This is a genomic window from Rossellomorea sedimentorum (assembly GCF_046237645.1).
Lineage (GTDB): Bacteria > Bacillota > Bacilli > Bacillales > Bacillaceae_B > Rossellomorea > Rossellomorea sedimentorum.
Genome location: NZ_CP143546.1, coordinates 3,638,816 through 3,664,356, shown reverse-complemented (window position 1 = coordinate 3,664,356; position 25,541 = coordinate 3,638,816). Strand labels below are relative to the sequence as shown.

Here is a 25,541-nt window from a genome sequence, read left to right as displayed (position 1 = left end):
TCGCACCGCTTCCTGAGCGTTTTTTGTGTGGTGTCTTTTTTATCACAAAAATTTCAAGAATGGCTGTTGAAGCTTGTATATAGGAGGGAACGAAATGGAGCAGCGGAAAGGCCTTATCATCATAGCGGCCGCCTCCCTTTTGACGGGGGCGGGAGGTATGTATGGCGGTATGAGTTTACTGGAAGCATTCGATAGTGATATAGAGGATGAGGTTGCGGAAGGGGGCCCGTTAAGTGATCGTCTGCATAAAGTGGAAGTCGCTTATGACCTTATTGCGGATAAATATGTAGAGAAAGTGGACAAGGGAGAGCTGGTCGAAGGGGCGATTCAGGGAATGCTGGATACGCTGGGGGATCCCTATTCCGTGTATATGGATGCCAGCACCGCCGCGCAATTCAATGACTCTCTCGGCTCTTCTTTTGAAGGGATTGGAGCAGAAGTCACCGTGATGGATGGAAAGCTCCTGATTGTAGCACCATTCAAGGACTCTCCGGCTGAAAAGGCAGGTTTAAGGCCGAATGACCAAATCGTGAAGGTGGATGGAGAAAGTATCACCGGACTTGATTTGTACGAGGCCACATTGAAAATCCGTGGTGAAAAAGGTTCCTCCGTCGAATTGGAAATTGTGCGGGAAGGTCTGACCAACCCAATCAAAGTCAGTGTAAAAAGAGATGAAATTCCCTTGGAAACGGTTCATTCAGATCTAAAAGAGAAGAATGGCAAGCATTATGGAATCATAGAAGTTTCTTCTTTCTCTGAGAATACATCGAAGGATTTTAAAAAGCAGCTGGCCGGGCTTGAGGAACAGGGGCTTGCCGGACTGGTGATCGATGTGCGAGGCAACCCCGGCGGCTTGTTGACGAGCGTCAATGAAATGCTCGCTGAACTGGTAACGGAAGAAAAGCCGTATGTGCAGATCCAGGAGCGTAATGGCGATACCATGAAATATTACTCGGAAAATACAGAAAAGAAATCTTATCCAATCACTGTTCTGGTCGATGAGGGAAGCGCCTCGGCATCCGAAATCCTTGCAGGTGCCTTGAAGGAAGCGGGCGGCTACCCGCTGATTGGAACCAAGACTTTCGGCAAAGGGACGGTCCAGCAGCCGGTGCCGATGGGGGACGGAAGCAATATCAAGCTGACGATGTTCAAGTGGCTGACTCCTAAAGGGAACTGGATTCATAAAAAGGGAATCCAGCCGGATATCCCGGTCAAACAGCCTGCCTACTTCTACGCCCATCCTGTGGAAACGGAAAAGCCGCTCGTCCGGGAAATGAATAATGAACAAGTAAAGAATGCCCAGCAGATGCTTGAAGGTCTTGGATACAACCCGGGACGGACTGACGGATACTTCAACCAGGCAACGGAGGCAGCGGTCCGGGCCTTCCAACAGAAACATGAACTGGCAGCTACGGGGAAGGTTGACAGCGACACAGCCTCCAAGCTGCAGGAGGAAATTTATAAAGCGGTCAAAGATGAGAAGAATGATGTGCAGCTGAAGGCGGCCTTGGATTATTTGGAGAGAGTGAAATAAGAGTAAAAAACATGTGCTAAGTATTGATGAGAAGAAGCTCCGGAATCCCCGGGGCTTTTTAATAATATCGCTTTTTTAGTTCCTCTATCTCTCCTCCGGGAAACTCATTTCTGTTTAATTTTTCAAGGATAAAAGAAAGTGCTTTGAGACTATGACCGACCTGCTCTTCTGATAACACCCCTAAATGAAAAGCCTCATAAAACTCATCCATATCCACCACATGATAACTGCCGTCCGCAAAGACACGGATATCGATCAATAGGTCGTGGACACAAATCGATCCCTCCCGCTTCTTTTCATATTGGACAATGTCAATGAGCCAGCCTTCATGAGAACTTTTAAAGCCCCAGGAAAATTGAAGTCCCAGATCCATTAGATAAATGATGATAAATTTCTTAGGAGATTTTTCAGGCGGCAGTTCAATCACCAGCGATTCGTTCAGTTCGATAAAATCGGTGTGGATTTGCCTGATTCAAGGCGCGGTCTTCTTTTAACGAGATCGCCTTTTCAATCATTTCCGGGCTGTTCTTTTTGATATCTTCAGTATATTTTAATCCCCCATGTTCTCTTCCGACATGATTCCAATAAACGACGACATCCATTTGACAAACCTCCTGACAAACTTCATCTTTATCATTCGCCAGCACTCTGCAATTTCCTTTATATTTCCCGGGAAAAACTAGAGTTGTCGAGCAATGGAAAAATTAGTAGCTTGATAATGGGAAATTTAAATAGGTTTTACCGTGCCGATTTGTTAAAATAATAGAAAAGAGTAACACGTTGAGGATGGTGAAGACCATTGGTACAGCATTGGCTTGTGGAAATTTTGAAAGCAGGCGGCAAGCTGTTTTTGAATCCGCTATTATATTTTTCTATTATCATTGCCTTACTGAGCGGTTTCTTCCGTGTAAAACGGGAGAGACGGGAGCTTCATACCCGGATATTTGATATGTACCATGAGACACGGTTTTTATTTCCCTTGGGACTTCTGCTGGGTCTCGGCTTTTCGCTTCTGACAATCGGGGCAGGGCTTGTCATCCCATTTGGTAGCCTGCTTTTGATAGGAGCGGTCACAGTCCTGTTGGGGATCACCTTCAAAACAAGGCTGCTGACATCGGCGTATACTGTCGGGATTACTTATTTCCTGCTGTTGGCCATTCATTATTTTGAAGTGGAAATGCCGGTTCTTCATACATATTTCGAGCGACTGAATGAGGGCTTGCTGAATGCGGTTGTCGTTTTGTTGGGAACTTTGCTTTTGATAGAAGGCGTCCTGATCAGTCACAACGGCTGGAGAAAAACCTCTCCCCGATTAATAAGAAGTTCACGGGGCTTGAAAGTCGGTGCCCAGGAAGGAAAGAGGCTCTGGGTGGTGCCGATGTTTCTGCTAATTCCGGTGGGAACTTTGGATATGCCTTGGGCCTGGTGGCCGGTTTTCACTGTCGGTTCCCAAACATATTCACTGATTTTGTTTCCATTCTTAATCGGTTTCGGCCAGCTTGTCAGAAGCACTTTGCCGCACATCAGCATAAAAGAAACAGGCAACCGTGTTTTCTGGCTGGGTGCCCTTGTGTTAACCACAGCAGTAGCGGGTTATTTTGCTCCGCTGGTATCCATTGCTGGAGCTGTACTGGCGGTCGCTGGCCGGGAGTGGCTGGCTTACAGGCAGCGGGCGCAGGATAGTGAGAAAGCCTATTACTTCTCAAGAAAGTCAGAAGGATTGATGATTCTGGCCGTCCTTCCTGGTTCGCCTGCTGAGAAAATGTCCCTTGCTTCCGGAGAGGTGATCACAAAGGTGAACGGATTCCGTGTCCAAACGGAGGAACAGTTTTACGAAGCCCTTCAGCAGAACCGGGCATACTGTAAGCTGGAAGTGTTTGATACCAATGGACAAGTTCGTTTTGCGCAAGGTGCCTTATATGAGGGAGATCACCATGAACTTGGGATCATATTCGTTGAAGAAGACCGGGATTGGTCCTCTAAAGTCGGCCATCACTTTGTATAACAAAACAGGCCTTGTGGGAACATCCTTCTCATAAGGCTTTTGTTTAGGCTCTTTTCTAAAACTTTGTTGCTATTCAATAGTAAGTTCAAGAGATAAGACCAGAATTCACAGAAATTATCTTGATCAGCAAGAAAGAAAAGAGCTATTCACCCATTTCAGAGAGAAAAGCCCATGTACCCAAGGGAAAAATCCGGCCCTGTGGATTTTTCTGATAGCAACAATCTATACCAAAACAGCTTTTGTTTAACATAAGCCCGTTTTCAGAAAAAATTGTAACTTTATCCGATGATTAACGTCCACTTCTGTAAGTGTACTTATTTGAAAAAAAGGAGTGTTAGTGGATGATAAAAAAGTTGTTGGCTTTACTGGTTGTGTTTTTTGCGGTTGGAATGACGGCTGCTTGCGGAATGTCTGTGGAGCAGGGAGAGAATTCAGGTACTGAAGAAGTCGTAAATGGATCACGGGGTAATGGAGAAAATACGGAAGAAGACAGGGGGCAGGGAATCGTGGCAGGAGAAATAGAACCATCGATTGTTAAAAACGAAGACGGCCAGTTTGTTTATACCATCAAAAATCAAACAGAAAAAGAAGTAACGTTTGAGTTTACAAGCTCGCAGCGTTACGATTATGCGGTCAAAAATGCTTCGGGAGAGACCGTGTTCTTGTATTCCAGCGTTGCAGCCTTTATGCAGGTATTGGGAACGGAAACGCTCGCTCAGGGAGAAGAGCTTTCTTACACGATTGAACTTCCTCCGGCACAGGATTTTGAAGGAGGAACCACATTGGAGGTATGGCTGACTCCAAAAGGCGGCAAAACAGCCCCGGTTTCGATCCAACTGAATCCGAAGAGCTAGTACTGGCAGCAGTCCTGAAATCAGGGCTGCTGTTATTTTTATAGTTGTACTTTAGTACGTTAAAGCGCGAAGAGGGACAGTCCCTCTTCGTGCATTAACGCGTTAAAGTCATTAGAAATGGGGAGATGAGTTGGGAGATTTCACATTTATCAAAGGTTACAGAGATAATGAAGTTTTAAGGAACAGCTACAATCAATTGGCTTCGGACATTTTCGGCATCCATTTTGAAAAATGGTTCAAGCTTGGATTTTGGACAAATAAGTATGAACCTTATTCTTTTGTAGATGGCAGTAAGGTCATTGCCAATGTTTCAATCAATAAAATCAATATGGTCATCAGTGGGGAGAAGAAGAGTGCTGTGCAAATCGGTACAGTCATGACCCATCCGGACTATCGGGGCAAAGGTCTGTCGGCTGATCTGATGGAGAAAGTCTTGGAAGATGTTCAAGGTGTAGATTTGATTTATCTTTTTGCCAACAATACCGTCCTGGATTACTACCCTAGGTTCGGCTTCCATTCTGTGGAGGAACACCAGCCTGAGCTGAGGCTGAATGGCAAGGGGAAAGGGATTCCGCTTGAAAAGCTGGATGCCCATAAGGAAGAAGTATTGAACTTTATCTATCAGTCGGCAAAGAGTAGAACACCTGGTTCTGATACCTTCAGCACACTGGAGACTGCTGAATTACTGATGTTTTATTGTGCATATGTATTCCCTGATGATATTTATTATTGGAGCGAGAAAGAAATCATCTTTCTTATGAAAACCGAAGGGGACACCCTTCATGTATTTGATGTGATCAGTCAGAGAGAATTAAGTATTGAAGAGGTGGCTGCTGAAATTGCTTCACCTGATATAAAGACCGTTTACTTTCACTTCACGGTTCCGAGCGAATCAAGTGACATCACGACCACCCACTACAAAGGAGATGAAGTCCTTTTTGTGAAAACCGCCAACAGCTTGGTGCTTCCTGAAAACTTCAAACATCCGGTCACGTCACAAGCCTAAAAAGTCTCTTTTAAGGAAAGAGACTTTTTTCTTTCCTTTAGCCCTTTAAAGCGCGAAGAGGGACTGTCCCTCTTCGTGCTTTAAAGGATTAAAGTCCCTCTCTTTGTATGTTCTGGTGAGGTTCTGCCAAAGCTAACAATAAAAATGCGGCAGGAGGGAAATGGAATGGGACTTTGTGGATTCAGGAACAGGGAGCTATTTTTTGAAGATATCGGGGAAGGGACGCCGATCCTGTTGATCCATCCGCCGGGGCTGGGACGAAAGTCGTTTATTTACCAGAACCCCCTAAAGGAACAGTTCCGCTTGATCATTCCGGACCTCAGCGGACATGGAGATTCCTATAATGAAGAGGACTATATCAGCATTGATACATATGTGGAAGAAGTGAAGGCGATCCTCAAACATTTGAACATACCCAAATGTGTCCTCTTGGGGTATTCGGCCGGTGCTGTCATTGCCCAAGAGTTCACGTTTAAGTACTTGGATATGGTGGAACTCCTCGTTCTGGCAGGGGGATACCCCAAGGTGCAGACAGTCCGCTTAAAGGCAATGCATCTCCTTGGCATGAAGGCGATAAAAGAACGCCCGCAGCTGATCATAAAAGTGCTTTCCAAAGCTCATGCGAAGACGCCGGAGGCCGAGCAGGAGCTTTATGAACATATGGAAAAGGCCAATCGAAGCATTTGGTATCACTATTATAAACAGTCGCTCTATTATAATTGCACGGACCGAATTCTTGATTTAAAAGTTCCTCTTCTGCTTATTTATGGAGGAAAATCCGACTGGATCAATAATCAATATAAATTATACAAGCAACATCCCCGGCACGAGCTCGTCATAATTGAACACGCAAAGCACCAGCTTCCAACTCTCTTTTCGAACTCTTTTAACAAAGCGGTCTTCTACTATGTTAAAAAAATGTTGAACAGGGAATGAAAAGGAGTATAATGAATGAAACAAAAAAATAGAGACTAGTTTGCCAGGGAGGGGTATCATGGGGATTCATCATTATTTTAAAAGTCTTTCAGACGTAGAAAAACTTGTCCGCTGTCCGGGAAAATTCAAGTATCAGGACCATAATGTGGCAAGTCACTCTTTTAAAGTCACGAAGATTGCACAATTCCTAGGGACGGTGGAAGAACACAACGGAAATGCCGTCAACTGGAAGTCGCTATATGAAAAGGCGTTGAACCATGATTATGCGGAACTTTTTACAGGAGATATCAAAACTCCGGTAAAATATGCTTCTGAAGAATTGCGCAGGCTGTTCAGCGAAGTGGAGGATGAAATGATCACCAAATTCATAGATCAGGAATTCCCGGAAGAATATCAGGCTGTGTACCGTGAAAGGTTCAAAGAAGGTAAAGATTCCACCCTAGAAGGACGGATTCTCTCCGTCGCCGACAAGATTGACTTGCTTTATGAATCGTTCGGCGAAATTCAAAAGGGCAACCCTGAACCGCTGTTTTTGGAAATTTACGAAGAGGCGCTCGCCACAATCCTGAAGTTCCATGAGATGGACTCTGTACAGTACTTCCTCAATGACATCCTTCCGGAAATGCTTTCGGAAAAAAACATCCCGCATGAACAGCTCAGCGAAATGACAAAGAAAATCGTTGCGGGTTTCAACACTCCGTAAGAATAAACTATCTCTTTCCATTCGGTTTTTGGTAAAATGGACGTAATGGATGTTTTTTGAGGAGAGAGTAAAATGGTTTCGAAATATATATTGGGCATATTCCTGCCTGGACTGCTCGTGGTCCTGTTTACGAGAGTAACCTACAGTCATATCGTCGGCTTGTTGTTGACGGTCGCTTTGATAGCAGCTTCCGTTTATAAAGGCTACACCGACACCTGGGGACTGATCGTTGTGGATGCCGCATCCCTGACAGCAGGTTTTTGGTACAGCAATCGAATGAGAAAAAAAGCGAGAAATCGCAGCTAAAGCCCTGATCTTATCAGGTGCTTTTTTATTTTGTAGGCTCTGTTAGTTGATAATGTTGTTATTTAGATTTATAAGAAACACTATAGGTATTAGTACGCTTGCACTCGAACATCAGTTGATATGATAAGCAACTGGAAGCCGTCTGCAGGAGCTACTTTATAGACCTAAATTTAGAGTGACATAATGTACGATTGGAGCGGAAGGTGTGCGACCTCCTGCGGGATTAGCGGGACAGGTGAGACCCCGCAGGCGAAGCCGAGGAGGCTCACCGCCCGCCCCGCGGAGTCGCTCGCCTGGAGTGGAAATCACATACCTTTTTTAAAAATAGGTGAAAAACAACATTACTCTTTAACACAGCCATTTTGTAAAGGCTCTTTTCTAAAACTTTGTTTGTTGTTATTTACTATGAAGTTCATGAGATATAACGATTATTCACAGAAATGTTCTCGGTAAACAAGAAAGAAAAGAGCTAATCACCTTGTTCAGTTAGATAAGCCTTTGTACCCGAGGGGAAAATCCGGCCTTTTGGATTTTTCCGATAGCAACATTCTATACGAATACAGCTTTTGTAAAAGTCAGGTCGTGCTGTTAAACATCATTAAAGTGGATAACTACCTAAAGTTTGTGGACAAAACATGGTTATCAACAGAATATTGTTGATTAAAGCGTTTTCTTTTAAATAACACTAACGTAAAAGAAACTTATCAACATAAAATCCACAAAAACAACAACATATCCACAGAGTTACTAACAATTTTATCAACAAGGGGAACAAATCTTTTTCTAGAACTTCTTATGTATCTGGAAAAAGGAGAGATCGACAATGGACCAACGGCTTATTTCATGGGTGGAAGAGATACGAAATAAAAACCATAGTTCCGGGGCAGCACTGCTTATCATGCAAGATAACCAGACCGTCCTGGAGCACTACAGCGGGACCCAATCCAACACACCGACTGCCCTGCCTGTCACCAGCGGGACGAGGTTCAATATTGCCTCTGCCCGAAAAAGCTACCTGGGGCTGGCGGCGGCCTATGCTGTCTATGAAGGCAAGATTGTAAGCATTGATGCCCCGGCTGTGGATTATTTTCCGGAATGGGACCGTGATCTGTTGAGGGGAGTGACAATCCGGCACCTCATCACTCATTCCCACGGTCTTCATTTAACAGAGGAAGATACCCCATACAGGGAGTTCCCCCCAGGTGAAGACTGGGCGTATAGGGGAATAAATATATTGATGATGACCGAGTTGGTTGCAAGACTGTACGGAAAAAGTTTTCCACAGCTTCTTCAAGAAAGGGTGTTTGAACCACTGGGCTTCACTGAAACAGGGTGGGAAGTAACCCCTGGCGAGAATCTGGCAGAAGTCATTGTGAATCCTGCTGAAAAAGCCATCTCCAGTTTGGGCACAGCCGGGGATGGAAGCGAGTCGAATCTTTTCGTCTCTGCCAGGGAGCTGGCACTCTGGGGGAATTTACACCTCAATATGGGAAAAGACGCGGATGGCAGACAAGTCGTTCCCTCAGAAGTGATAAAACTCGTCACTTCCATTCAAAGTCCCCCATATGAAAAAAGAGATCTGCCTCAAAACGGATTCTTCTGGTATGTACAGGGGGAGCCGGCAGCCAGAAGTGAATTAGGTGAGCGGGTATCAAAGGGATCTTATCAGATTCTTGGTGTGACGGGTCCAACCGTTTTGGTCATGCCGGAACTTAACGCAGTTGTCGTTAAAATGTATAACAAACGGTACAATTACGGCGGCGACCATTATCTTCACTATTTAAGAGAGTTCAGCAACCTTGCAGCTGACGGTTTAAAAGGGGAAAGAGTCCGATGACAAAATGGGTTAGAAGGATAATAGAAACACCAAGAGGTTCATTTGAAATTTTTACAGCAGGAGAAGGAAATCCGGTGTGTGTCACCCATCACTACTCTGTTTTCAATGAGACCGGAGATTATTTTGCTGATGAATTCACGAACACCCATCAGGTCATTCTAGTGAACCTGCGGGAAGCCGGAAACTCGGAAAAGGCCCACGAACATTACCAGCTCAGCATGCTGGAGACGATATTTGATCTTGAAGCAATCAGGGAGGCGCTTGGATACAACCAATGGATTTTTGCCGGTCACTCGACGGGCGGAATGCTCGGCATTGTGTATGGAATCTATTTTTCTGACAGCCTTGCAGGGTTGGTGGCAGTTGGGGCTGCGGCAAGGGACTACTATACCTTTTCAAAAGAATGCATCTACCATTCCGCTCACCCCCTATTTCAGGTTATGCAGGACTATAATGAGAAAATGAAACGGGATGATTTATCCACAGGTGAAAGGAAAGAGATTTCTATACAGCGGACAAAGTTATCTCTCTATCATCCTGACCACTACCATGACTACTTCAATAAAAATATACATAAAGGACTATCGGCCATCCGCATGAATTTTATGAACAGGGAGCTGCAAATGTTCGATGTTACACGGAAATTGAAGTTGATTACAGCACCGGTTCTGATCATGTGTGGAAAACACGATGTCCAGTGTCCGCTGGAATTCTCCGAGGAAATGGCGGAAGGAATTCCGAATGCGGAGCTGTCCATTTTTGAAAGAAGCGGCCATTACCCGTTTTTGGAAGAGAAAGAACTTTTTCATGAAAAAGTATCTTTGTTTATGGAGAGAATCTGACTGACCGGGCATCCGGTCTCTTTTTTTTATGTCACCACAACTAGGGATAATAGGTAATGAGAGAGATCCAGGAAGACCTTGATCTCCTGGGTGATAGGCTGGACAAGGAAAGCTAAGCAAAAGCAGGTGTACCTCCCTTCACGGTGGGCGTGCACGTCTACCTGAAGCATGTTCTGCACCTTCTTGTACTTTCCGAAAAGCCACATATTTCAGATGTAAGAAAAGCGAACTTTTGTTCGTTTATTATTGGTTTTTCCTGCTGAACCTGTGGTAGAATGAGAATTATGTAAAGAGAGGCTTTAGAGAAGGAACATACAGGGTATATTTGATATAGATAAGTCTATTCGAACGGGAGGCAGGATGGTGAAAGATCAATTTCAATTACAATCCAATTATCAGCCGCAGGGGGACCAGCCGGCAGCCATCAAGGAAATCGCCCAGGGCATCCGCGATGGAAAAAGGCATCAGACACTCTTGGGGGCAACAGGGACAGGAAAAACGTTTACTGTTTCCAACGTCATCAAGGAAGTCAATAAGCCGACATTGGTCATAGCTCATAATAAAACACTTGCCGGACAGCTTTACAGCGAGTTCAAAGAGTTTTTCCCCGACAATGCGGTTGAATATTTTGTCAGTTATTACGATTATTATCAGCCGGAAGCTTATGTTCCACAGACAGATACATTTATAGAAAAAGATGCAAGCATTAATGATGAGATCGACAAACTGCGGCACTCGGCAACATCCGCATTGTTTGAGCGGAAAGATGTCATCATCATTGCCAGCGTCTCCTGTATATACGGTCTCGGTTCGCCAGAGGAATACCGGGATCTTGTTGTCTCATTAAGAGTAGGGATGGAGATTGAACGGAACCAGCTGCTGCGCAAGCTTGTCGATGTTCAATATGCACGGAATGATATCGACTTTAAACGCGGAACATTCAGGGTCCGCGGTGATGTTGTGGAGATCTTCCCTGCTTCAAGGGACGAGCATTGTATGCGGGTGGAGTTCTTCGGAGACGAAATCGACCGGATACGGGAAGTGGATTCACTTACCGGTGAAATCATCGGCGAGCGGGATCATGTTGCGATTTTCCCGGCATCCCACTTCGTTACCCGTGAGGAAAAAATGAGGATCGCCATTGGAAACATAGAGCAGGAACTCGAAGAACAGCTGAAAGTGATGAGGGAAGAAAACAAACTTCTTGAAGCGCAGCGCCTGGAACAACGAACAAGGTATGACCTTGAAATGATGAGGGAAATGGGCTTCTGCTCAGGCATCGAGAACTACTCCCGCCATTTGACTCTGCGTCCCGCCGGATCGACACCTTATACACTCCTGGACTATTTTCCGGAAGACTTTTTGATTGTCATCGATGAGTCCCACGTGACGCTTCCGCAGATCAGGGGGATGTTCAACGGTGACCAGGCACGGAAGAAAGTACTGGTGGATCACGGATTCAGACTGCCGTCGGCTATGGACAACCGCCCGCTTAAATTTGATGAATTTGAACAGAAAGCGAACCAGCTCGTTTATGTTTCGGCGACACCGGGGCCATATGAAGAAGAACACACCCCTGAAATGATCCAGCAAATCATCCGTCCTACAGGCTTGCTGGATCCGACGATCGACGTCCGCCCGATAGAAGGGCAGATTGATGATCTCATCGGGGAAATCAATGAGCGGATTGACAAAAATGAACGTGTACTTGTGACGACATTGACGAAAAAAATGTCTGAAGACCTGTCGGCATATTTGAAGGAAATTGGAATCAAGGTGCAGTATCTTCATTCCGAAATCAAGACCCTTGAGCGGATTGAGATCATCAGGGACCTCCGGATGGGCAAATACGATGTCCTCGTCGGAATCAACCTGTTGAGAGAGGGACTGGATATTCCGGAAGTTTCCCTCGTCACGATTCTGGATGCTGATAAGGAAGGGTTCCTCCGTTCCGAACGGTCCCTCATCCAGACAATCGGCCGTGCTGCCCGTAACGCCAACGGTCATGTCATCATGTATGCGGATAAAGTTACTGATTCGATGCAAAAGGCTCTGGATGAAACGAAGCGCCGCCGTGAAATTCAGATCGAATATAATGAAAAGCACGGGATCACCCCGCAGACAATCAAGAAAAATATCCCGAATCTCATCCGTGCTACCCATGCGGCCGAAGAGCAGGCGGAATATGAAGGTCCGCAAAAGAAAGTGGCAAAGCTTACGAAACCAGAGAGAGAAAAGCTTATTGCAAGCTTAGAAGGAGAAATGAAGGAAGCAGCGAGAGCGTTGGACTTCGAACGTGCCGCACAGCTGCGTGACACGATTCTAGAGTTAAAAGCGGAAGGATGACCTGAAATGGCTAAAGATCAAATTGTAGTACAAGGAGCAAGGGCTCATAATTTGAAAAATATAGATGTGACCATTCCAAGGGATAAGCTTGTCGTATTGACGGGCTTATCGGGGTCGGGAAAATCCTCTTTGGCCTTCGACACCATATACGCAGAGGGTCAGAGAAGGTATGTCGAATCGCTGTCTGCTTATGCAAGGCAGTTTCTCGGTCAAATGGACAAACCGGATGTCGATGCAATCGAAGGGCTGTCTCCGGCCATTTCGATCGACCAAAAGACGACGAGCAGAAACCCCCGCTCCACGGTTGGAACGGTAACAGAAATTTATGACTATCTGCGCTTGTTATATGCCCGTGTCGGAAGGCCGATCTGTCCGATTCACGGAATTGAGATAAGCTCACAGACCATACAGCAAATGGTCGACAGGATCATGGAATATCCCGAACGGACAAAGCTGCAGGTGTTAGCACCTATCGTTTCCGGTCGGAAAGGTACTCATGCCAAAACACTTGAAGATATTAAAAAGCAAGGGTATGTAAGGGTGCGTGTCGACGGAGAAGTGCTTGATCTCGGGGATGAGATTGAACTTGAAAAGAATAAGAAACATGACATTGAAGTCATCATAGACCGGGTAGTCGTAAAAGACGGTGTGGAGGCGCGCCTGTCTGATTCACTTGAAACAGCGCTGCGCCTTGCGGATGGAAGAGTCATCATCGATGTAGTTGGTGAAGAGGAATTATTGTTCAGTGAGCATCATGCCTGCCCTCAGTGCGGATTCTCCATCGGTGAACTGGAACCGAGAATGTTTTCATTCAACAGCCCGTTTGGCGCCTGCCCAAGCTGTGATGGTCTTGGGTCAAAATTGGAAGTGGACGAAGAGCTGATCATTCCGATATGGGACAAGACCCTGAATGAAAATGCGATTGCCCCATGGGAACCGACGAGCTCTCAATATTACCCGCAATTATTGAAAGCAGTCTGCAATCACTTTGGCATCGACATGGATGTCCCTGTAAAAGACCTGCCGAAACATCAGCTCGATAAAGTTCTATACGGTTCCAAAGGGGAAGAAGTTTATTTCCGTTATGAAAATGACTTCGGTCAGGTCAGGGAGAATTATATTCAGTTCGAAGGCGTCATTCATAACGTGGAACGCCGATATAAAGAAACAAGTTCAGATTTTATCCGTGAACAAATGGAGAAATACATGGCGCAGCAGCCATGTCCGAAGTGTAAAGGACACCGTTTGAAACCGGAAAGCCTTGCAGTGAAAGTAGACGCGCTTCATATCGGTGAAGTGACGTCCTTTTCCATAGAAGAAGCAGAAGCGTTCTTCGCTAAGCTGGAACTGACGGAAAAAGAAATGAAAATTGCCAACTTGATTCTGCGTGAAATTCGCGAAAGACTCGGTTTCCTGGTGAACGTCGGATTGGATTACCTGACACTAAGCCGTTCAGCCGGGACTCTTTCCGGAGGAGAAGCGCAGCGTATCAGGCTCGCGACCCAGATTGGATCCAGATTAACTGGTGTGCTTTACATCCTCGATGAGCCTTCCATCGGGCTTCATCAGCGTGACAATGACCGCTTGATTTCCACCCTGCAGAATATGCGGGACATCGGGAATACCCTGATAGTCGTTGAACACGATGAAGATACAATGCTTGCGGCGGATTACCTTATCGATGTCGGACCGGGAGCAGGAGTCCACGGGGGAGATATCGTTTCTGCCGGAACTCCGCAGGAAGTCATGGAGGATGACCAATCCTTGACAGGTCAATATCTCAGCGGCAAAAAGTTTATCCCTTTGCCGGTTGAGCGCAGAAAAACGGATGGCCGCTTTCTTGAGGTAGTTGGTGCAAAAGAAAATAATCTTAGGAATGTCAAAGTGAAAATCCCTTTAGGCATCTTCACTTCTGTGACAGGGGTATCAGGATCAGGGAAAAGTACGCTGATCAATGAAATCCTGCACAAGTCCCTCGCCCAGCAGCTTCATAAGGCAAAATCCAAACCGGGCGAACATAAGCAAATCAAAGGTGTAGAGCATCTTGATAAAGTGATTGATATCGATCAGTCGCCGATTGGAAGAACACCAAGATCCAATCCTGCAACCTACACCGGTGTATTTGATGATATCCGGGATGTTTTTGCGAGTACGAATGAAGCTAAAGTACGCGGTTATAAAAAAGGCCGTTTCAGCTTCAATGTAAAAGGCGGCCGCTGTGAAGCATGCCGCGGAGATGGAATCATCAAGATTGAAATGCACTTCCTTCCAGATGTATACGTGCCGTGCGAAGTCTGCCACGGTAAACGTTATAACCGGGAGACTCTGGAAGTGACCTATAAAGGAAAAAATATTGCAGATGTACTGGAAATGACGATAGAGGATGCTCTGCAATTCTTTGAAAATATACCGAAAATCAAGCGCAAGCTGCAGACAATCGCAGACGTTGGCCTTGGTTATATCAAGCTCGGGCAGCCTGCCACCACTCTATCTGGAGGGGAAGCGCAGCGTGTGAAGCTGGCTTCAGAGCTCCACCGCCGTTCGACAGGCCGGTCACTCTATATCCTCGACGAGCCGACCACTGGACTTCATGTGGATGATATTTCACGTCTGCTGGTCGTTCTTCAGCGACTGGTCGAAAATGGAGATACTGTCCTTGTCATTGAGCATAACCTCGATGTCATCAAAGCTTCGGACTATATCATTGACCTCGGCCCTGAAGGTGGAGACAAAGGCGGCACAATTGTCGCCTCGGGAACTCCTGAAAAAGTGGCAGAAGTACCGGAATCTTATACAGGCAAATACCTGAAGCCGATCCTTGAACGTGACAGAGACAGGATGAAAAAACGCATCAAAGAAAAAGAAGAAGTCGGCAGCAGCCGGTGATCAATGCAAAACAGCCCTCAGCAAATGAGGGCTGTTTTTTTGGGGGCGGTCACTTTAACACTTTAAAGCGCGAAGAGGGACAGTCCCTCTTAGTGCTTTACCGCGTTAACGTATAAAAAGGGACTGTCCCTTTCAGTGCGGTAAAGGAGTGAAGTGTAAAAGCACATCCCGGTACGTAGCGTTTCTCAGCCTAAAGGTGGAGGGAAGAATATCACAGGTGTGGGATGATAGGTATACAGAAAACAAAATTTACTTCAACGATGAAACCTTTAAGGAGTCACTTCGTAAATATTACTATCAGAGAGGAGTGACGTCCTTGGAGACTAACAGATTGCTTTCATCACTTTGTTATTTCAGCATCTTTTTTGCTGGATTCATTTTTCCGATTATCGTCTATTTTTTATCAACGGACCCAGATACGAAAAGGCATGCAAAATCAGCTTTCATTTCCCACCTGCTGCCTTTGATTGCCCTGCCGCTCGTGATTGCCGGAATTTTCTTTGACATCGGTATCTTATCAACGGGAAGCGGTTTACCGATTTTCATCTTCCTTGCCACAGGTTTTTCGCTGCTTGTTTCATTTGTTGTAGTTATATGGAACGTGTATAAGGGAATTAAAGTACTGTTATAACTTAGAAGGAGTGAAGAAGGATGAACGAAGAACGTAAACGCATATTGGAAATGGTTGAAAAAGGACAGCTGTCTACAAAAGAAGCATTGACATTGCTTGAAGCCTTGGATAAAGAAGGAGAAGCATCAAAGGCGAAGTCCACTTATAAAGAGAAGGAGCCGGACCTGCTGGATGATCTGGCTTCTATCTTCACGGGAGAAAAAACAAGTGGAGAAAAATCTTCCGACACATTCAACAATGGAAAAGACAGACTCATTGATTTTTTCCAGTCTGCTTTAAATAAAGTGAAAAACTTTGATTTGGACTTTGAATTTAATAAATCCATTGAACTTTCGCATGTTTTTCAGGAAACAGAGGTTGAGTCCCTGAAAGAGATTGCAGTCGATGTGGCGAACGGTAAAGTGGAGGTCCTTCCTTGGGACCAAAATGAAGTAAGAGTCGAGTGCCAGGTAAAAGTCTACCGGACGGATGACCTTGAAGAAGCTCGAGGATCGTTCCTCGGCAACACAGACTTTTATATTGAAAATGGTAAACTGCGGCTATCCACAGAGTTGAAGTGGATGAAGGTGAACTCGAAAATCTATGTTCCACAATCGAAGTATGAGAAAGTGTCGGTCAAAGTTTTGAACGGCTCGGTGAATTCAGAGCGGATGGAAGCTGACTCGTTTAAAGTGCGTTCAGGCAACGGAAAAGTAGAGTTGAAGGACATGACGGCAAAAAAGATTGAGGTCGACACATCAAACGGGGCGATTCATCTTGCTAATATCTACTCAGACAGTGTGGAAGCAGAGTCCATCAACGGAAAAGTATACTTGGAAGGTGACATCAAGGTGACAGATCTTCAGTCACTGAACGGCACCATCGTCTGCAGTTTGAGAGGCGACAGGGCGGACACCCTTCATGCGAAGGCCGTGACTGGAGGAGTTGACTTGTACGTACCTGAGTCCCTCGGATTGAAAGGGGAAGCAAAGTCCAATCTCGGCAGTTTCAAGATTGAGATGGAGGGTATTAATATAGTAGAAGAAAAAAATGAAGTGGTACAAAAGCATGTTCACTTTTCTAAGGAAAGTGAGTCTGGTCGAAAGCTTCATATCTTTGCTCACACAAAAACAGGTTCTGTCCTCATAAAAAAGTCAGAAAATCAGTATGATATGCAGGACAAAACATAAGATGTAAGAGAGGATGATAACGAATGGCACTAGCGCGTTCTAGAACAAATAAGGTCTTGGCAGGAGTACTTGGCGGTATCGCGGAACGTACCGGCATGAGTGCAAACATACTGAGGATCATCTTTGTCATTCTCCTGATCCCGACAGGATTCTTTCCGTTAGGTCTCGCGTACCTTATCGCTGCGTTTGTACTCCCTAAAAAATAAAAAGGGGTATAATTTGAATGAGATGGCTGATCGGAATATTAATCAATGCGGTGGTCTTTGTCAGCCTTGCCGGTTACTTTGATGGATTTGAAGTATCCAGTTTCGGAGCGGCAGTCCTTGCCAGTTTCATTCTGGCTGTCTTAAATATACTGGTAAAGCCGATTCTGATTCTCCTGACACTGCCCGCCACCATTTTAACCCTAGGGCTGTTCCTGTTTGTCATTAATGCGGTCACGTTATTGCTGACCGAAGGACTTATGGGGGCCAGCTTTGAGATCGATGGATTCGGGATGGCTTTACTTGCCGCGATTATCCTGTCCATCGTCAATCTTGTGGTTCAAAAAGCCGTGATTGACCCGATGAAACAAAGAAAAGAGTGAGAGGCATTAAATTGCCCTCACTCTTTTTCGTTATGGAAGCATTCTACTAGTCTTAGGAAGAAATTTAGAAAAAAGCCGATGATGATATCCTAAAATTTCTACAAACGGTGGCTGTTAAATTATAATTTGCCGCCTACGTGATGCTCCGCTTTTTTACATTGAGCTCTGAAAGGCCCGGCAGTTTTTTCGGAAATTCACCTACATTTCCTCACAAAACACACTCTGTGACTCTTTGCTCCTTCTTATCATTCACGTGAAATAAACGATTCAAACCCAGCCTTTTTCAAACGCGAAACTAAAACTTCGGCATTTTCTCTTGTTGAAAACGCTCCGGCCTGTACTTTGTACAAGAAGCTTTTATCTTTCTTTTTCTTTAGTCTGTAGAAGTCCGCTAGTGCCAGGGCAATCGCCTGACCGCAGGTGTTGCGGTATACAGGGGATTGAAGCAGCTCGGCCTCTTTCCTGTTTGTCATAAAACCGCACTCCACCAGTACCGCGGTCATTTCAGTTTCTCTTAATACATGAAAATCGGCAGTCTTCACACCCCGGTTCACCAGACCGGTCATCGCTGCAAGTCTGTTTTGTATAGTATTCGCCAGCCGGACTGCCGCTTGGGGGTTCGTCAGGTGCACGTAGGTTTCTACTCCTCGAGCTTCATTCCAGCCGCTGCCGAAAGCATTTGCGTGAATGGAGATAAATACATCAGCCTTTATAAAGTTGGCCCAGTCGGTCCTTTGATCCAAACTGACATCCTTATGATCAGAATGGGTAAAGAAGACTTCCGTATTTTCATAGGAGAGCAGGTTCTTTTTTACAGACTGGGCGGCAGCCCTGTTAAACTCATACTCCCTCATTCCGGATGGGCTCCGTTTTCCCGGCGTACTGTATCCGTGACCGGCATCAATGATAATTTTCATTTTTTTAACCTCCCTATCCAATTTTCACTTGTTATATAGGAAACAAAGAACATATTGGACACCTCTTTGGCGAATATAGGTCTGCCAAGGTGGTAGTTCCCCTTGGAAAAGTGCTAAAATGAGTTAGAATAATTTCTTTAAGGCAGTTTGCGCCAAGACTGTTATGAGGCGGGAACGGCTGGTTAAGAAAAAACGTCCAAAAACGTTAGGTATATATAAAGTTTGCAGATGAAAAAGGAGGACTTCTTTTTGGCAAAAGTACGCGCAAAAGACATTATTGAGAAGTTTGATCTTGAATTAGTAAGCGGTGAGGAAGGACTGCACCGCCCGATTGTGACAAGTGATATTTCACGTCCAGGTTTGGAGATGGCGGGTTATTTTAACTATTACCCGGCAGACAGAATTCAGCTGCTTGGTAAAACGGAATTGTCTTTCTTGGAAAAGCTGGATGATACACAGCGAAAATCAAGGATGGATCAGTTATGTACTGATATTACACCGGGAATAATCATCAGCAGGGACATGCCGATTCCTCAGGAACTAGTAGATGCTTCTAACCGGAATGATGTGCCTGTGATGAGGACTCCGTTGAAAACGACGCGTTTCTCGAGCCGGCTGACCAATTACCTTGAAAGTAAATTGGCCCCGACAACCGCCATCCATGGTGTGTTAGTTGATATTTATGGTGTCGGCGTATTGATTACAGGGAAAAGCGGCGTTGGTAAAAGTGAAACGGCGCTTGAACTTGTAAAAAGAGGCCACCGCCTTGTTGCCGATGACTGCGTGGAAATTCGCCAGGAAGATACGGATACGCTGGTCGGAAGTTCACCTGACCTCATCGAGCATCTGCTGGAAATTCGCGGGCTCGGCATCATCAATGTGATGACCCTGTTTGGGGCTGGAGCGGTCAGAAGCTACAAGCGGATCACCCTCTGCATCAATTTAGAGCTTTGGGATAAATCCAAACAATATGACCGGCTTGGACTGGATGAAGAAAAAATGAGAATCATTGATACCGATATTACGAAATTGACGGTTCCGGTCCGCCCTGGTCGTAACCTTGCCGTCATCATAGAAGTGGCTGCAATGAACTTCCGCCTGAAAAGAATGGGAGTCAACGCTGCCGAACAATTCACGAACCGCCTGAGTGACGTCATTGATGAAGGCGACCAGGAAGATTTCTAAAACACGCTTTACTACTTTAAAGCACTAAGAGGGACAGTCCCTCTTAGTGCACTAACGCGTTACCGCGGAATAGGGGACAGTCCCTTTTATGGCGTTAATGTGCTAAAGGATATTACTTTGAGTTGAAGAATGGGAGTGTTTGAGTTATGGAGTCAACGATTAGACCGCTTGATCCGATTGCGTTTGAGTTTGGCCCGCTGCAGGTTCACTGGTACGGGCTCATCATCGGGTTGGGGATTGCATTGGCGTTATATTTGGCTGTCAAGGAGAGCGACCGCCTGGGGCTGCCTAAAGATACATTCATTGATTTGATTGTCTGGGCGATTCCGATTGCCATCATTTCAGCCCGCATTTACTATGTCGCTTTTGAGTGGGATTATTATTCACAGAACCCGGGCGATATCATCAAGATATGGAACGGCGGAATTGCCATCCACGGTGCCCTGATCGGATCGGTTGCGACGGCTTACTTTTTTGCCAAAGCTAAGGGACTTTCTTTCTGGAAGATCGCTGATATTGCAGCACCAAGCATCATCCTCGGCCAGGCAATCGGCCGCTGGGGGAACTTCATGAACCAGGAGGCCCACGGTGGAGAAGTGAGCAGGCAGTTCTTGGAGAATTTGATGCTGCCTGAGTTTATCATTAATCAAATGTATATTAATGGCACGTACTACCATCCGACTTTTTTATATGAATCACTATGGAATATTGCCGGTTTCATTTTACTGCTGGTCATCCGCCGGAAACTGAATCTGCGTGTCGGGGAACTTTTCCTTTCTTATGTCATCTGGTATTCTATCGGCCGTTTCTTCATTGAAGCCATGCGTACCGACAGCTTGATGCTGACTGAATATCTGCGTATTGCCCAAGTGATTTCAATCGTATTGATTGTGCTGGCAGTGGGATTGTGGATCTTCAGAAGAATGAAAGGTTATGCAGCTAAACCTTATAACGACGTAGAAGCCTAGAGAATAATGGAACAAAGGGAGTATGGAGCATGCTTGGAACATCGATTAAAAACGGTTCAATTGCAGGCTTGAAGACAACGTGGTCATTGGGAAAAGTCATTTTTCCGATTACCATGATTGTCGTACTGCTGCAGCATACACCGATTTTGCCTTGGATTATTGATAAAATTTCACCATTCATGGGGCTGTTCGGCCTGTCCGGGGACGCAGCCATTCCGCTCGTGCTCGGAAATTTCCTGAACCTGTATGCTGCGATAGGCGGAATACTTTCCCTTGATTTAACAGTAAAAGAAGTCTTCATCATTGCGGTTATGCTGAGCTTTTGCCATAACCTGCTGATTGAGTCTTCGGTTGCCGCAAAAGTGGGCGTGAAAATCTGGGTCATCCTGACGGTAAGGATCGGGCTCGCCGTCGTTTCTGCCGTTGTGATCAATCTTGTTTGGAACGGTGGCGGAGAACTGGCGCAGTACGGGATGGTCCCTCCGCAAAATACTGACCCTCAAGGCTGGGGGGAGATCTTCCTCCTCGCATTCGAAAAGGCGGGATACGGGATACTGCAGCTCACGCTGATTGTCATCCCCCTTATGATCGGACTTCAAATACTGAAAGATAAAAAATGGCTCGCGGCGTTCTCGAGATGGATGTCACCGTTCACGAGAGCGATGGGAATGAACGCGAACACGTCTACAACGATGGCTGCGGGTCTGCTGATCGGGCTTGCCTATGGAGCTGGTGTGATGATCCAGGCAGTACAGGAAGACGGGGTCAGCAAGAAAGATGTCACCCTCGCCTTTATCTTCCTTGTTGCCTGCCATGCTGTGGTTGAAGATACACTGATCTTTGTCCCGCTCGGCATCCCGGTCCTGCCTCTCTTGATCATCAGGCTGGTCACGGCTGTCCTGCTGACACTAGCTGTCGCATATTTTTGGAGACGTGCTGAAGTCATAAAAGCCAAAGGAAAGGAAGCAACGTTATGAGTAAAAAAATTACAACCTTGTTATTCGATTTGGATGGAACATTGATCAATACAAATGAACTGATCATCTCTTCATTTTTGCACACCCTGAATACTTACTTCCCGGATCAGTACAAACGGGAGGATGTCCTGCAATTCATGGGACCGCCGCTTAAGGAATCTTTTTTAAAAGTGAACCCCGGGGCAGTGGATGAAATGGTTAAAACGTACCGGACCTTCAATTTGGAAAAACATGATTCTCTTGTCACTGAATTTGAAGGCGTATTTGAAACAGTGCAAACACTGAGCCAGAACGGTTATAAAATGGCCATTGTTTCAACTAAGGTCCGTGACACGGTCATCAAGGGCTTGAAGCTGACAAATCTCGATCAGTTTTTTGATGTCATCGTCAGCCTTGATGAAGTGGAAAAAGCGAAACCTGATCCGGAACCGATTGAAAAAGCATTGGCAGCCCTTGGATCAACTCCTGAGGAATCAATCATGGTAGGAGATAACCATCATGATATTCTGGCTGGTAAAAATGCCGGAATCTATTCGGCCGGAGTCGCCTGGAGTGCGAAAGGCAGGGAATACCTGGATCAGTATGAACCGGATTTCATGCTGGAAACAATGCCGGATCTTTTAGATGTGGTTGGGATGGAAAAGCGATGAGAAGGACGACCCGTTATAGAGTTGACGGGGCGAATTCTCTCTGGCATGTTTATAAAACCGTCCCATTCCTGAAAGTCGTCAAAAACTTTGCAGTGATTCAGCTGGCAAGGTACACACCTTTCTTAGGAATGAAAAACTGGCTGTACCGGACTTTTTTGAAAATGAACATCGGAAAAGAAACCTCGTTTGCGCTTATGGTCATGCTCGATGTCATGTTTCCAGAAAAAATCTCCGTCGGCCGCAATACGGTAATCGGTTATAATACGACCATCCTGGCCCACGAATATTTAATAAAAGAGTACCGTCTGGGCGACGTGGAAATCGGCAGTGAAGTCATGATTGGCGCCAACACGACGATCCTTCCCGGCATCAGAATCGGTGACGGGGCGATCGTATCAGCCGGCACCCTGGTCCATAAAGACGTACCGCCCGGCGCTTTCGTCGGAGGAAATCCCATGAAAGTCATATACACAAAAGAAGAACTGGCCGAACGCTGGAAAGACGACGAAATATACGGCCGCAAAAAATGATTGAATATCCCTCAGCTTATGCAGCTGGGGGTGTTTGTTTGGAGTAAGGTCATGAGGTCGGAAGTTGGCGAACGGTCGATAAATCTTTAGAATCGCTGATAAAACTGTAAAATCGCTGATAAATTTCAGAAATCGCCGATAAAACTCCAAAAACGCTGATAAAATCTAAAAATCGTCGATAAGTGTCCCCGCGTGCCGCAGACCAGACAAGTAGCCGGAGCCACGACGGTTCACTCATCGAGATTTGAACTCTAAGGTTCGGAAAATTGGCGAATGGTCGATAAATCTTTAGAATCGCTGATAAAACTGTAAAATCGCTGATAAATTTCAGATATCGCCGATAAAACTTCGAAATCGCTGATAAAATCAAAAAATCGCCGATAAGTGTCCCCGCGTGCCGCAGACCAGACAAGTAGCCGGAGCCACGACGGTTCACTCATCGAGATTTGAACTCTAAGGTTCGGAAAATGTGGAACGGTCGATAAATCTTTAGAATCGCTGATAAAACTGTAAAATCGCTGATAAATTTCAGATATCGCCGATAAAACTCCAAAAACGCTGATAAAATCAAAAAATCGCCGATACCATCCCCAGCCCGTCGCACTGAACAAGACGAAAGAAAACATCAGCAAGACGCTCCACTCAGGAGGGTCTTTTTTTTCGTTCCGGGTAAACTAATCAAAAAGAGTTTTTCGGTTGACTGGCGTGCAGGATAGCGTTACACTACATATAACTTTAGTTTATTAGCACATTAGCGAACTAAAGTGTTTTAAATATTTTTAATAAAGCAACTCTAGTGCCATAATATATAGATACTAAAAAAACAGATAAAAGGTGGTTGTCATGTCAAAGCTGTTCATGTTCGAAAAACCGTTGGGGATGAGGGATACATTTCCGAATCTCTATCAAGCGAAAGCATCATTGAAATTGAAAATGGAAGAAACCATCAAAGCCTGGGGCTATCAGTTTATAGAAACCCCCACTCTTGAATACTTTGAAACGGTCGGCGAGGCGTCTGCGATTTTGGACAGGCAGCTGTTTAAGCTCCTTGACCAGCAAGGGCACACCCTGGTACTGCGCCCTGATATGACAGCGCCGATTGCGAGGGTGGCGGCTTCAAAGCTCCTGCACAATAAACAGCCCTTGCGTCTTGCGTATTGTGCGAATGTTTTCCGTGCTCAGCAGCGTGAAGGAGGCAGACCGGCTGAGTTTGAACAATTCGGGATTGAGTGTATCGGTGATGAAACCATCTCGGCTGACGGGGAAGTCATTTCCCTGATGATTTCTTCGTTAAAAGCAGCCGGTTTGAAAAATTTCACTATCTCAATCGGGCATATTGGTTTCGTAAAAGAACTGTTCAAAGAGATTTTAGGAACAGAAGAGCGCGCGAATACATTAAGCCGCTTTTTATATGAGAAAAATTATGTGGGATTCCGCGACCATGTTAATAACCTGTCGCTATCTTCCATCGACAAGCAGCGTTTGCTATCTTTTTTGAAATTAAGAGGTGGAAAAGATGTATTGCAGGATGCGTATCCATTAATGGAGGGTGAGGCAGGAAGAGAAGCGGTCGGACAGCTGGAAGAATTGTCGGACCTTCTTGAAGATTATGGCCTGGCACGATATGTGAAATTTGATTTGAGCCTGGTCAGCCATATGAGCTACTATTCTGGGATCCTTTTTGAAACGTATGCAGAGAATGTCGGCTTTCCAATAGGAAATGGAGGCCGGTACAATAAGTTGATGGAAAAATTCGGGAAGGAGTCAGGAGCAACCGGATTTGCCCTGAGGCTTGACCATACATTGGAGGCGCTGGGATTCGCAGAAAATCCGGTCACTGATCATTGTGTGCTTTTCAGCCGGGAACGCAGAAGCGAAGCCATTCAATTTGCCCAGAAATTAAGAGAGCAAGGGAAGAGTGTAGTGCTGCAGGATTGGAAGGGAATCCAGGATGTTGATGAATTTTCCAAGGAATTTACGGACGTGAGTTATTTTATTGGGAAGAACGGAAAAGGCGGTGACGAGTGATGACGGAACTGACGATCGCAATGCCGAAAGGACGAATATTTGATGAAGCGCTGAAACTTCTGAGACAGGCAGGATATAACCTTCCCCCGGAATTTGATGATTCCCGGAAGTTGATCATTGAAGTACCTGAAGAGAAGTTGACATTCATCCTTGCAAAACCAATGGATGTTCCGACCTATGTCGAGCACGGGGTCGCCGACCTTGGAATAGCAGGCAAGGATGTCATGTTAGAAGAAGAAAGGGACGTATATGAGCTTCTGGATTTAAAAATTTCCGAATGCTATTTGGCAGTTGCAGGTTTGCCGGGAACGAAGATGAATGAAGTGGCTCCTAAGATTGCCACAAAGTATCCGACGATTGCATCCGGTTATTTCCGTGAGCAAGGGGAGCAGGTCGAAATCATCAAACTGAATGGTTCCATCGAACTCGCTCCGATGATCGGACTGGCAGACCGGATTGTGGATATTGTATCCACCGGGAGAACGCTGAAAGAGAATGGTCTCGTAGAGTATGAGAAAATTGTTGATATTACCTCAAGGTTGATTGTGAACCCGGTGAGTTACCGGATGAAAGATGAGCGAATTGATGAGCTGGCAGAAAGATTAAGAGAAGTGGTCAGCAATATCACGGTTTAAAGGAGGGGAT

Annotated in this window: 25 protein-coding genes; 22 read left to right on the top strand and 3 right to left on the bottom strand. The window is 45.6% G+C overall.

The genetic code is table 11. From position 1 onward, the window contains the following. Positions 1-94: 94 nt before the first annotated feature. Positions 95-1,534: a S41 family peptidase gene (locus V1502_RS18065; protein WP_409251982.1), complete on the top strand. Its 1,440-nt coding sequence runs from the start codon at positions 95-97 to the stop codon at positions 1,532-1,534. 58 nt (positions 1,535-1,592) lie between these two features. Here V1502_RS18065 and V1502_RS18060 read toward each other — a convergent pair whose 3' ends face one another. Both V1502_RS18060 and V1502_RS18055 read right to left on the bottom strand, forming a co-directional pair. Then, positions 1,593-1,961, bottom strand: coding sequence for a DUF402 domain-containing protein (locus V1502_RS18060; protein ID WP_409251981.1), 369 nt, complete (start codon positions 1,959-1,961; stop codon positions 1,593-1,595). Next, entirely contained in the window at positions 1,954-2,136 is a 183-nt protein-coding gene (locus V1502_RS18055; RefSeq protein WP_409251980.1) for a hypothetical protein, read from the bottom strand. Before V1502_RS18055 ends, V1502_RS18060 begins: the two co-directional genes overlap by 8 nt. A gap of 197 nt (positions 2,137-2,333) precedes the next feature. On the opposite strand from V1502_RS18055, the gene V1502_RS18050 reads away from it, so the two are divergent. From V1502_RS18050 to V1502_RS17985, 14 genes are all read left to right on the top strand, one after another. Beyond that, the gene (locus V1502_RS18050; protein ID WP_409251979.1) at positions 2,334-3,539 is read left to right on the top strand and encodes a PDZ domain-containing protein; all 1,206 of its coding nucleotides are present in this window, start codon (positions 2,334-2,336) and stop codon (positions 3,537-3,539) included. 341 nt (positions 3,540-3,880) lie between these two features. Beyond that, positions 3,881-4,393: a BsuPI-related putative proteinase inhibitor gene (locus V1502_RS18045; protein WP_409251978.1), complete on the top strand. Its 513-nt coding sequence runs from the start codon at positions 3,881-3,883 to the stop codon at positions 4,391-4,393. 130 nt (positions 4,394-4,523) lie between these two features. Beyond that, positions 4,524-5,399, top strand: coding sequence for a GNAT family N-acetyltransferase (locus tag V1502_RS18040; RefSeq protein WP_409251977.1), 876 nt, complete (start codon positions 4,524-4,526; stop codon positions 5,397-5,399). 165 nt (positions 5,400-5,564) lie between these two features. Beyond that, positions 5,565-6,335, top strand: a complete 771-nt coding sequence (locus tag V1502_RS18035; RefSeq protein WP_409251976.1) for an alpha/beta fold hydrolase — start codon at positions 5,565-5,567, stop codon at positions 6,333-6,335. 58 nt (positions 6,336-6,393) lie between these two features. Beyond that, positions 6,394-7,038, top strand: coding sequence for an HD domain-containing protein (locus V1502_RS18030; protein WP_409251975.1), 645 nt, complete (start codon positions 6,394-6,396; stop codon positions 7,036-7,038). A gap of 72 nt (positions 7,039-7,110) precedes the next feature. Continuing rightward, a complete protein-coding gene (locus V1502_RS18025) occupies positions 7,111-7,344 on the top strand; it encodes a CsbA family protein (protein WP_409251974.1) in 234 nt (77 codons plus the stop codon). A gap of 823 nt (positions 7,345-8,167) precedes the next feature. Beyond that, a complete protein-coding gene (locus tag V1502_RS18020) occupies positions 8,168-9,181 on the top strand; it encodes a serine hydrolase domain-containing protein (protein WP_409251973.1) in 1,014 nt (337 codons plus the stop codon). Further along, the gene (locus tag V1502_RS18015) at positions 9,178-10,023 is read left to right on the top strand and encodes an alpha/beta fold hydrolase (RefSeq protein WP_409251972.1); all 846 of its coding nucleotides are present in this window, start codon (positions 9,178-9,180) and stop codon (positions 10,021-10,023) included. Before V1502_RS18020 ends, V1502_RS18015 begins: the two co-directional genes overlap by 4 nt. A gap of 363 nt (positions 10,024-10,386) precedes the next feature. Beyond that, positions 10,387-12,369 (top strand): excinuclease ABC subunit UvrB, encoded by a 1,983-nt coding sequence (uvrB, locus tag V1502_RS18010; protein WP_409251971.1) that lies wholly within the window; start codon positions 10,387-10,389, stop codon positions 12,367-12,369. A 6-nt stretch (positions 12,370-12,375) separates the two neighbouring features. After that, a complete protein-coding gene (uvrA, locus tag V1502_RS18005) occupies positions 12,376-15,255 on the top strand; it encodes an excinuclease ABC subunit UvrA (protein ID WP_409251970.1) in 2,880 nt (959 codons plus the stop codon). A 307-nt stretch (positions 15,256-15,562) separates the two neighbouring features. Beyond that, the gene (locus V1502_RS18000; RefSeq protein WP_409254386.1) at positions 15,563-15,886 is read left to right on the top strand and encodes a DUF4870 domain-containing protein; all 324 of its coding nucleotides are present in this window, start codon (positions 15,563-15,565) and stop codon (positions 15,884-15,886) included. Between the two features lie 20 nt (positions 15,887-15,906). Beyond that, complete coding sequence (locus tag V1502_RS17995; protein WP_409251969.1) at positions 15,907-17,055, top strand: DUF4097 family beta strand repeat-containing protein; 1,149 nt, start codon at positions 15,907-15,909, stop codon at positions 17,053-17,055. Positions 17,056-17,078: 23 nt separating this feature from the next. Beyond that, positions 17,079-17,261: a PspC domain-containing protein gene (locus V1502_RS17990; protein ID WP_409251968.1), complete on the top strand. Its 183-nt coding sequence runs from the start codon at positions 17,079-17,081 to the stop codon at positions 17,259-17,261. A gap of 17 nt (positions 17,262-17,278) precedes the next feature. Then, positions 17,279-17,641: a phage holin family protein gene (locus V1502_RS17985; RefSeq protein WP_409251967.1), complete on the top strand. Its 363-nt coding sequence runs from the start codon at positions 17,279-17,281 to the stop codon at positions 17,639-17,641. Between the two features lie 245 nt (positions 17,642-17,886). On the opposite strand, the gene V1502_RS17980 is transcribed toward V1502_RS17985, so the two are convergent. Next, on the bottom strand, positions 17,887-18,558 hold the full coding sequence (locus V1502_RS17980) for an N-acetylmuramoyl-L-alanine amidase (RefSeq protein ID WP_409251966.1): 672 nt from the start codon (positions 18,556-18,558) through the stop codon (positions 17,887-17,889). Between the two features lie 249 nt (positions 18,559-18,807). Between V1502_RS17980 and hprK the strand changes: the two genes are divergently transcribed. The 7 genes from hprK to hisG all read left to right on the top strand — a co-directional run bounded on the left by hprK (position 18,808) and on the right by hisG (position 25,531). Next, positions 18,808-19,743, top strand: a complete 936-nt coding sequence (gene hprK, locus V1502_RS17975) for an HPr(Ser) kinase/phosphatase (RefSeq protein ID WP_409251965.1) — start codon at positions 18,808-18,810, stop codon at positions 19,741-19,743. A 146-nt stretch (positions 19,744-19,889) separates the two neighbouring features. Beyond that, complete coding sequence (lgt, locus tag V1502_RS17970) at positions 19,890-20,711, top strand: prolipoprotein diacylglyceryl transferase (RefSeq protein WP_409251964.1); 822 nt, start codon at positions 19,890-19,892, stop codon at positions 20,709-20,711. Positions 20,712-20,740: 29 nt separating this feature from the next. Continuing rightward, entirely contained in the window at positions 20,741-21,688 is a 948-nt protein-coding gene (locus tag V1502_RS17965) for a nucleoside recognition domain-containing protein (RefSeq protein ID WP_409251963.1), read from the top strand. Beyond that, positions 21,685-22,338, top strand: coding sequence for a pyrophosphatase PpaX (ppaX, locus tag V1502_RS17960; RefSeq protein WP_409251962.1), 654 nt, complete (start codon positions 21,685-21,687; stop codon positions 22,336-22,338). Before V1502_RS17965 ends, ppaX begins: the two co-directional genes overlap by 4 nt. Continuing rightward, positions 22,335-22,868, top strand: a complete 534-nt coding sequence (locus tag V1502_RS17955) for an acyltransferase (RefSeq protein WP_409251961.1) — start codon at positions 22,335-22,337, stop codon at positions 22,866-22,868. The genes ppaX and V1502_RS17955 overlap by 4 nt, the downstream gene beginning before the upstream one ends. Before the next feature lie 843 nt (positions 22,869-23,711). Beyond that, positions 23,712-24,896 carry an ATP phosphoribosyltransferase regulatory subunit gene (locus V1502_RS17950; RefSeq protein ID WP_409251960.1) on the top strand — a complete coding sequence of 395 codons (1,185 nt, stop codon included), beginning with the start codon at positions 23,712-23,714 and terminating at the stop codon, positions 24,894-24,896. Continuing rightward, positions 24,896-25,531, top strand: coding sequence for an ATP phosphoribosyltransferase (gene hisG, locus V1502_RS17945; RefSeq protein WP_409251959.1), 636 nt, complete (start codon positions 24,896-24,898; stop codon positions 25,529-25,531). The genes V1502_RS17950 and hisG overlap by 1 nt, the downstream gene beginning before the upstream one ends. Positions 25,532-25,541: the final 10 nt, after the last annotated feature.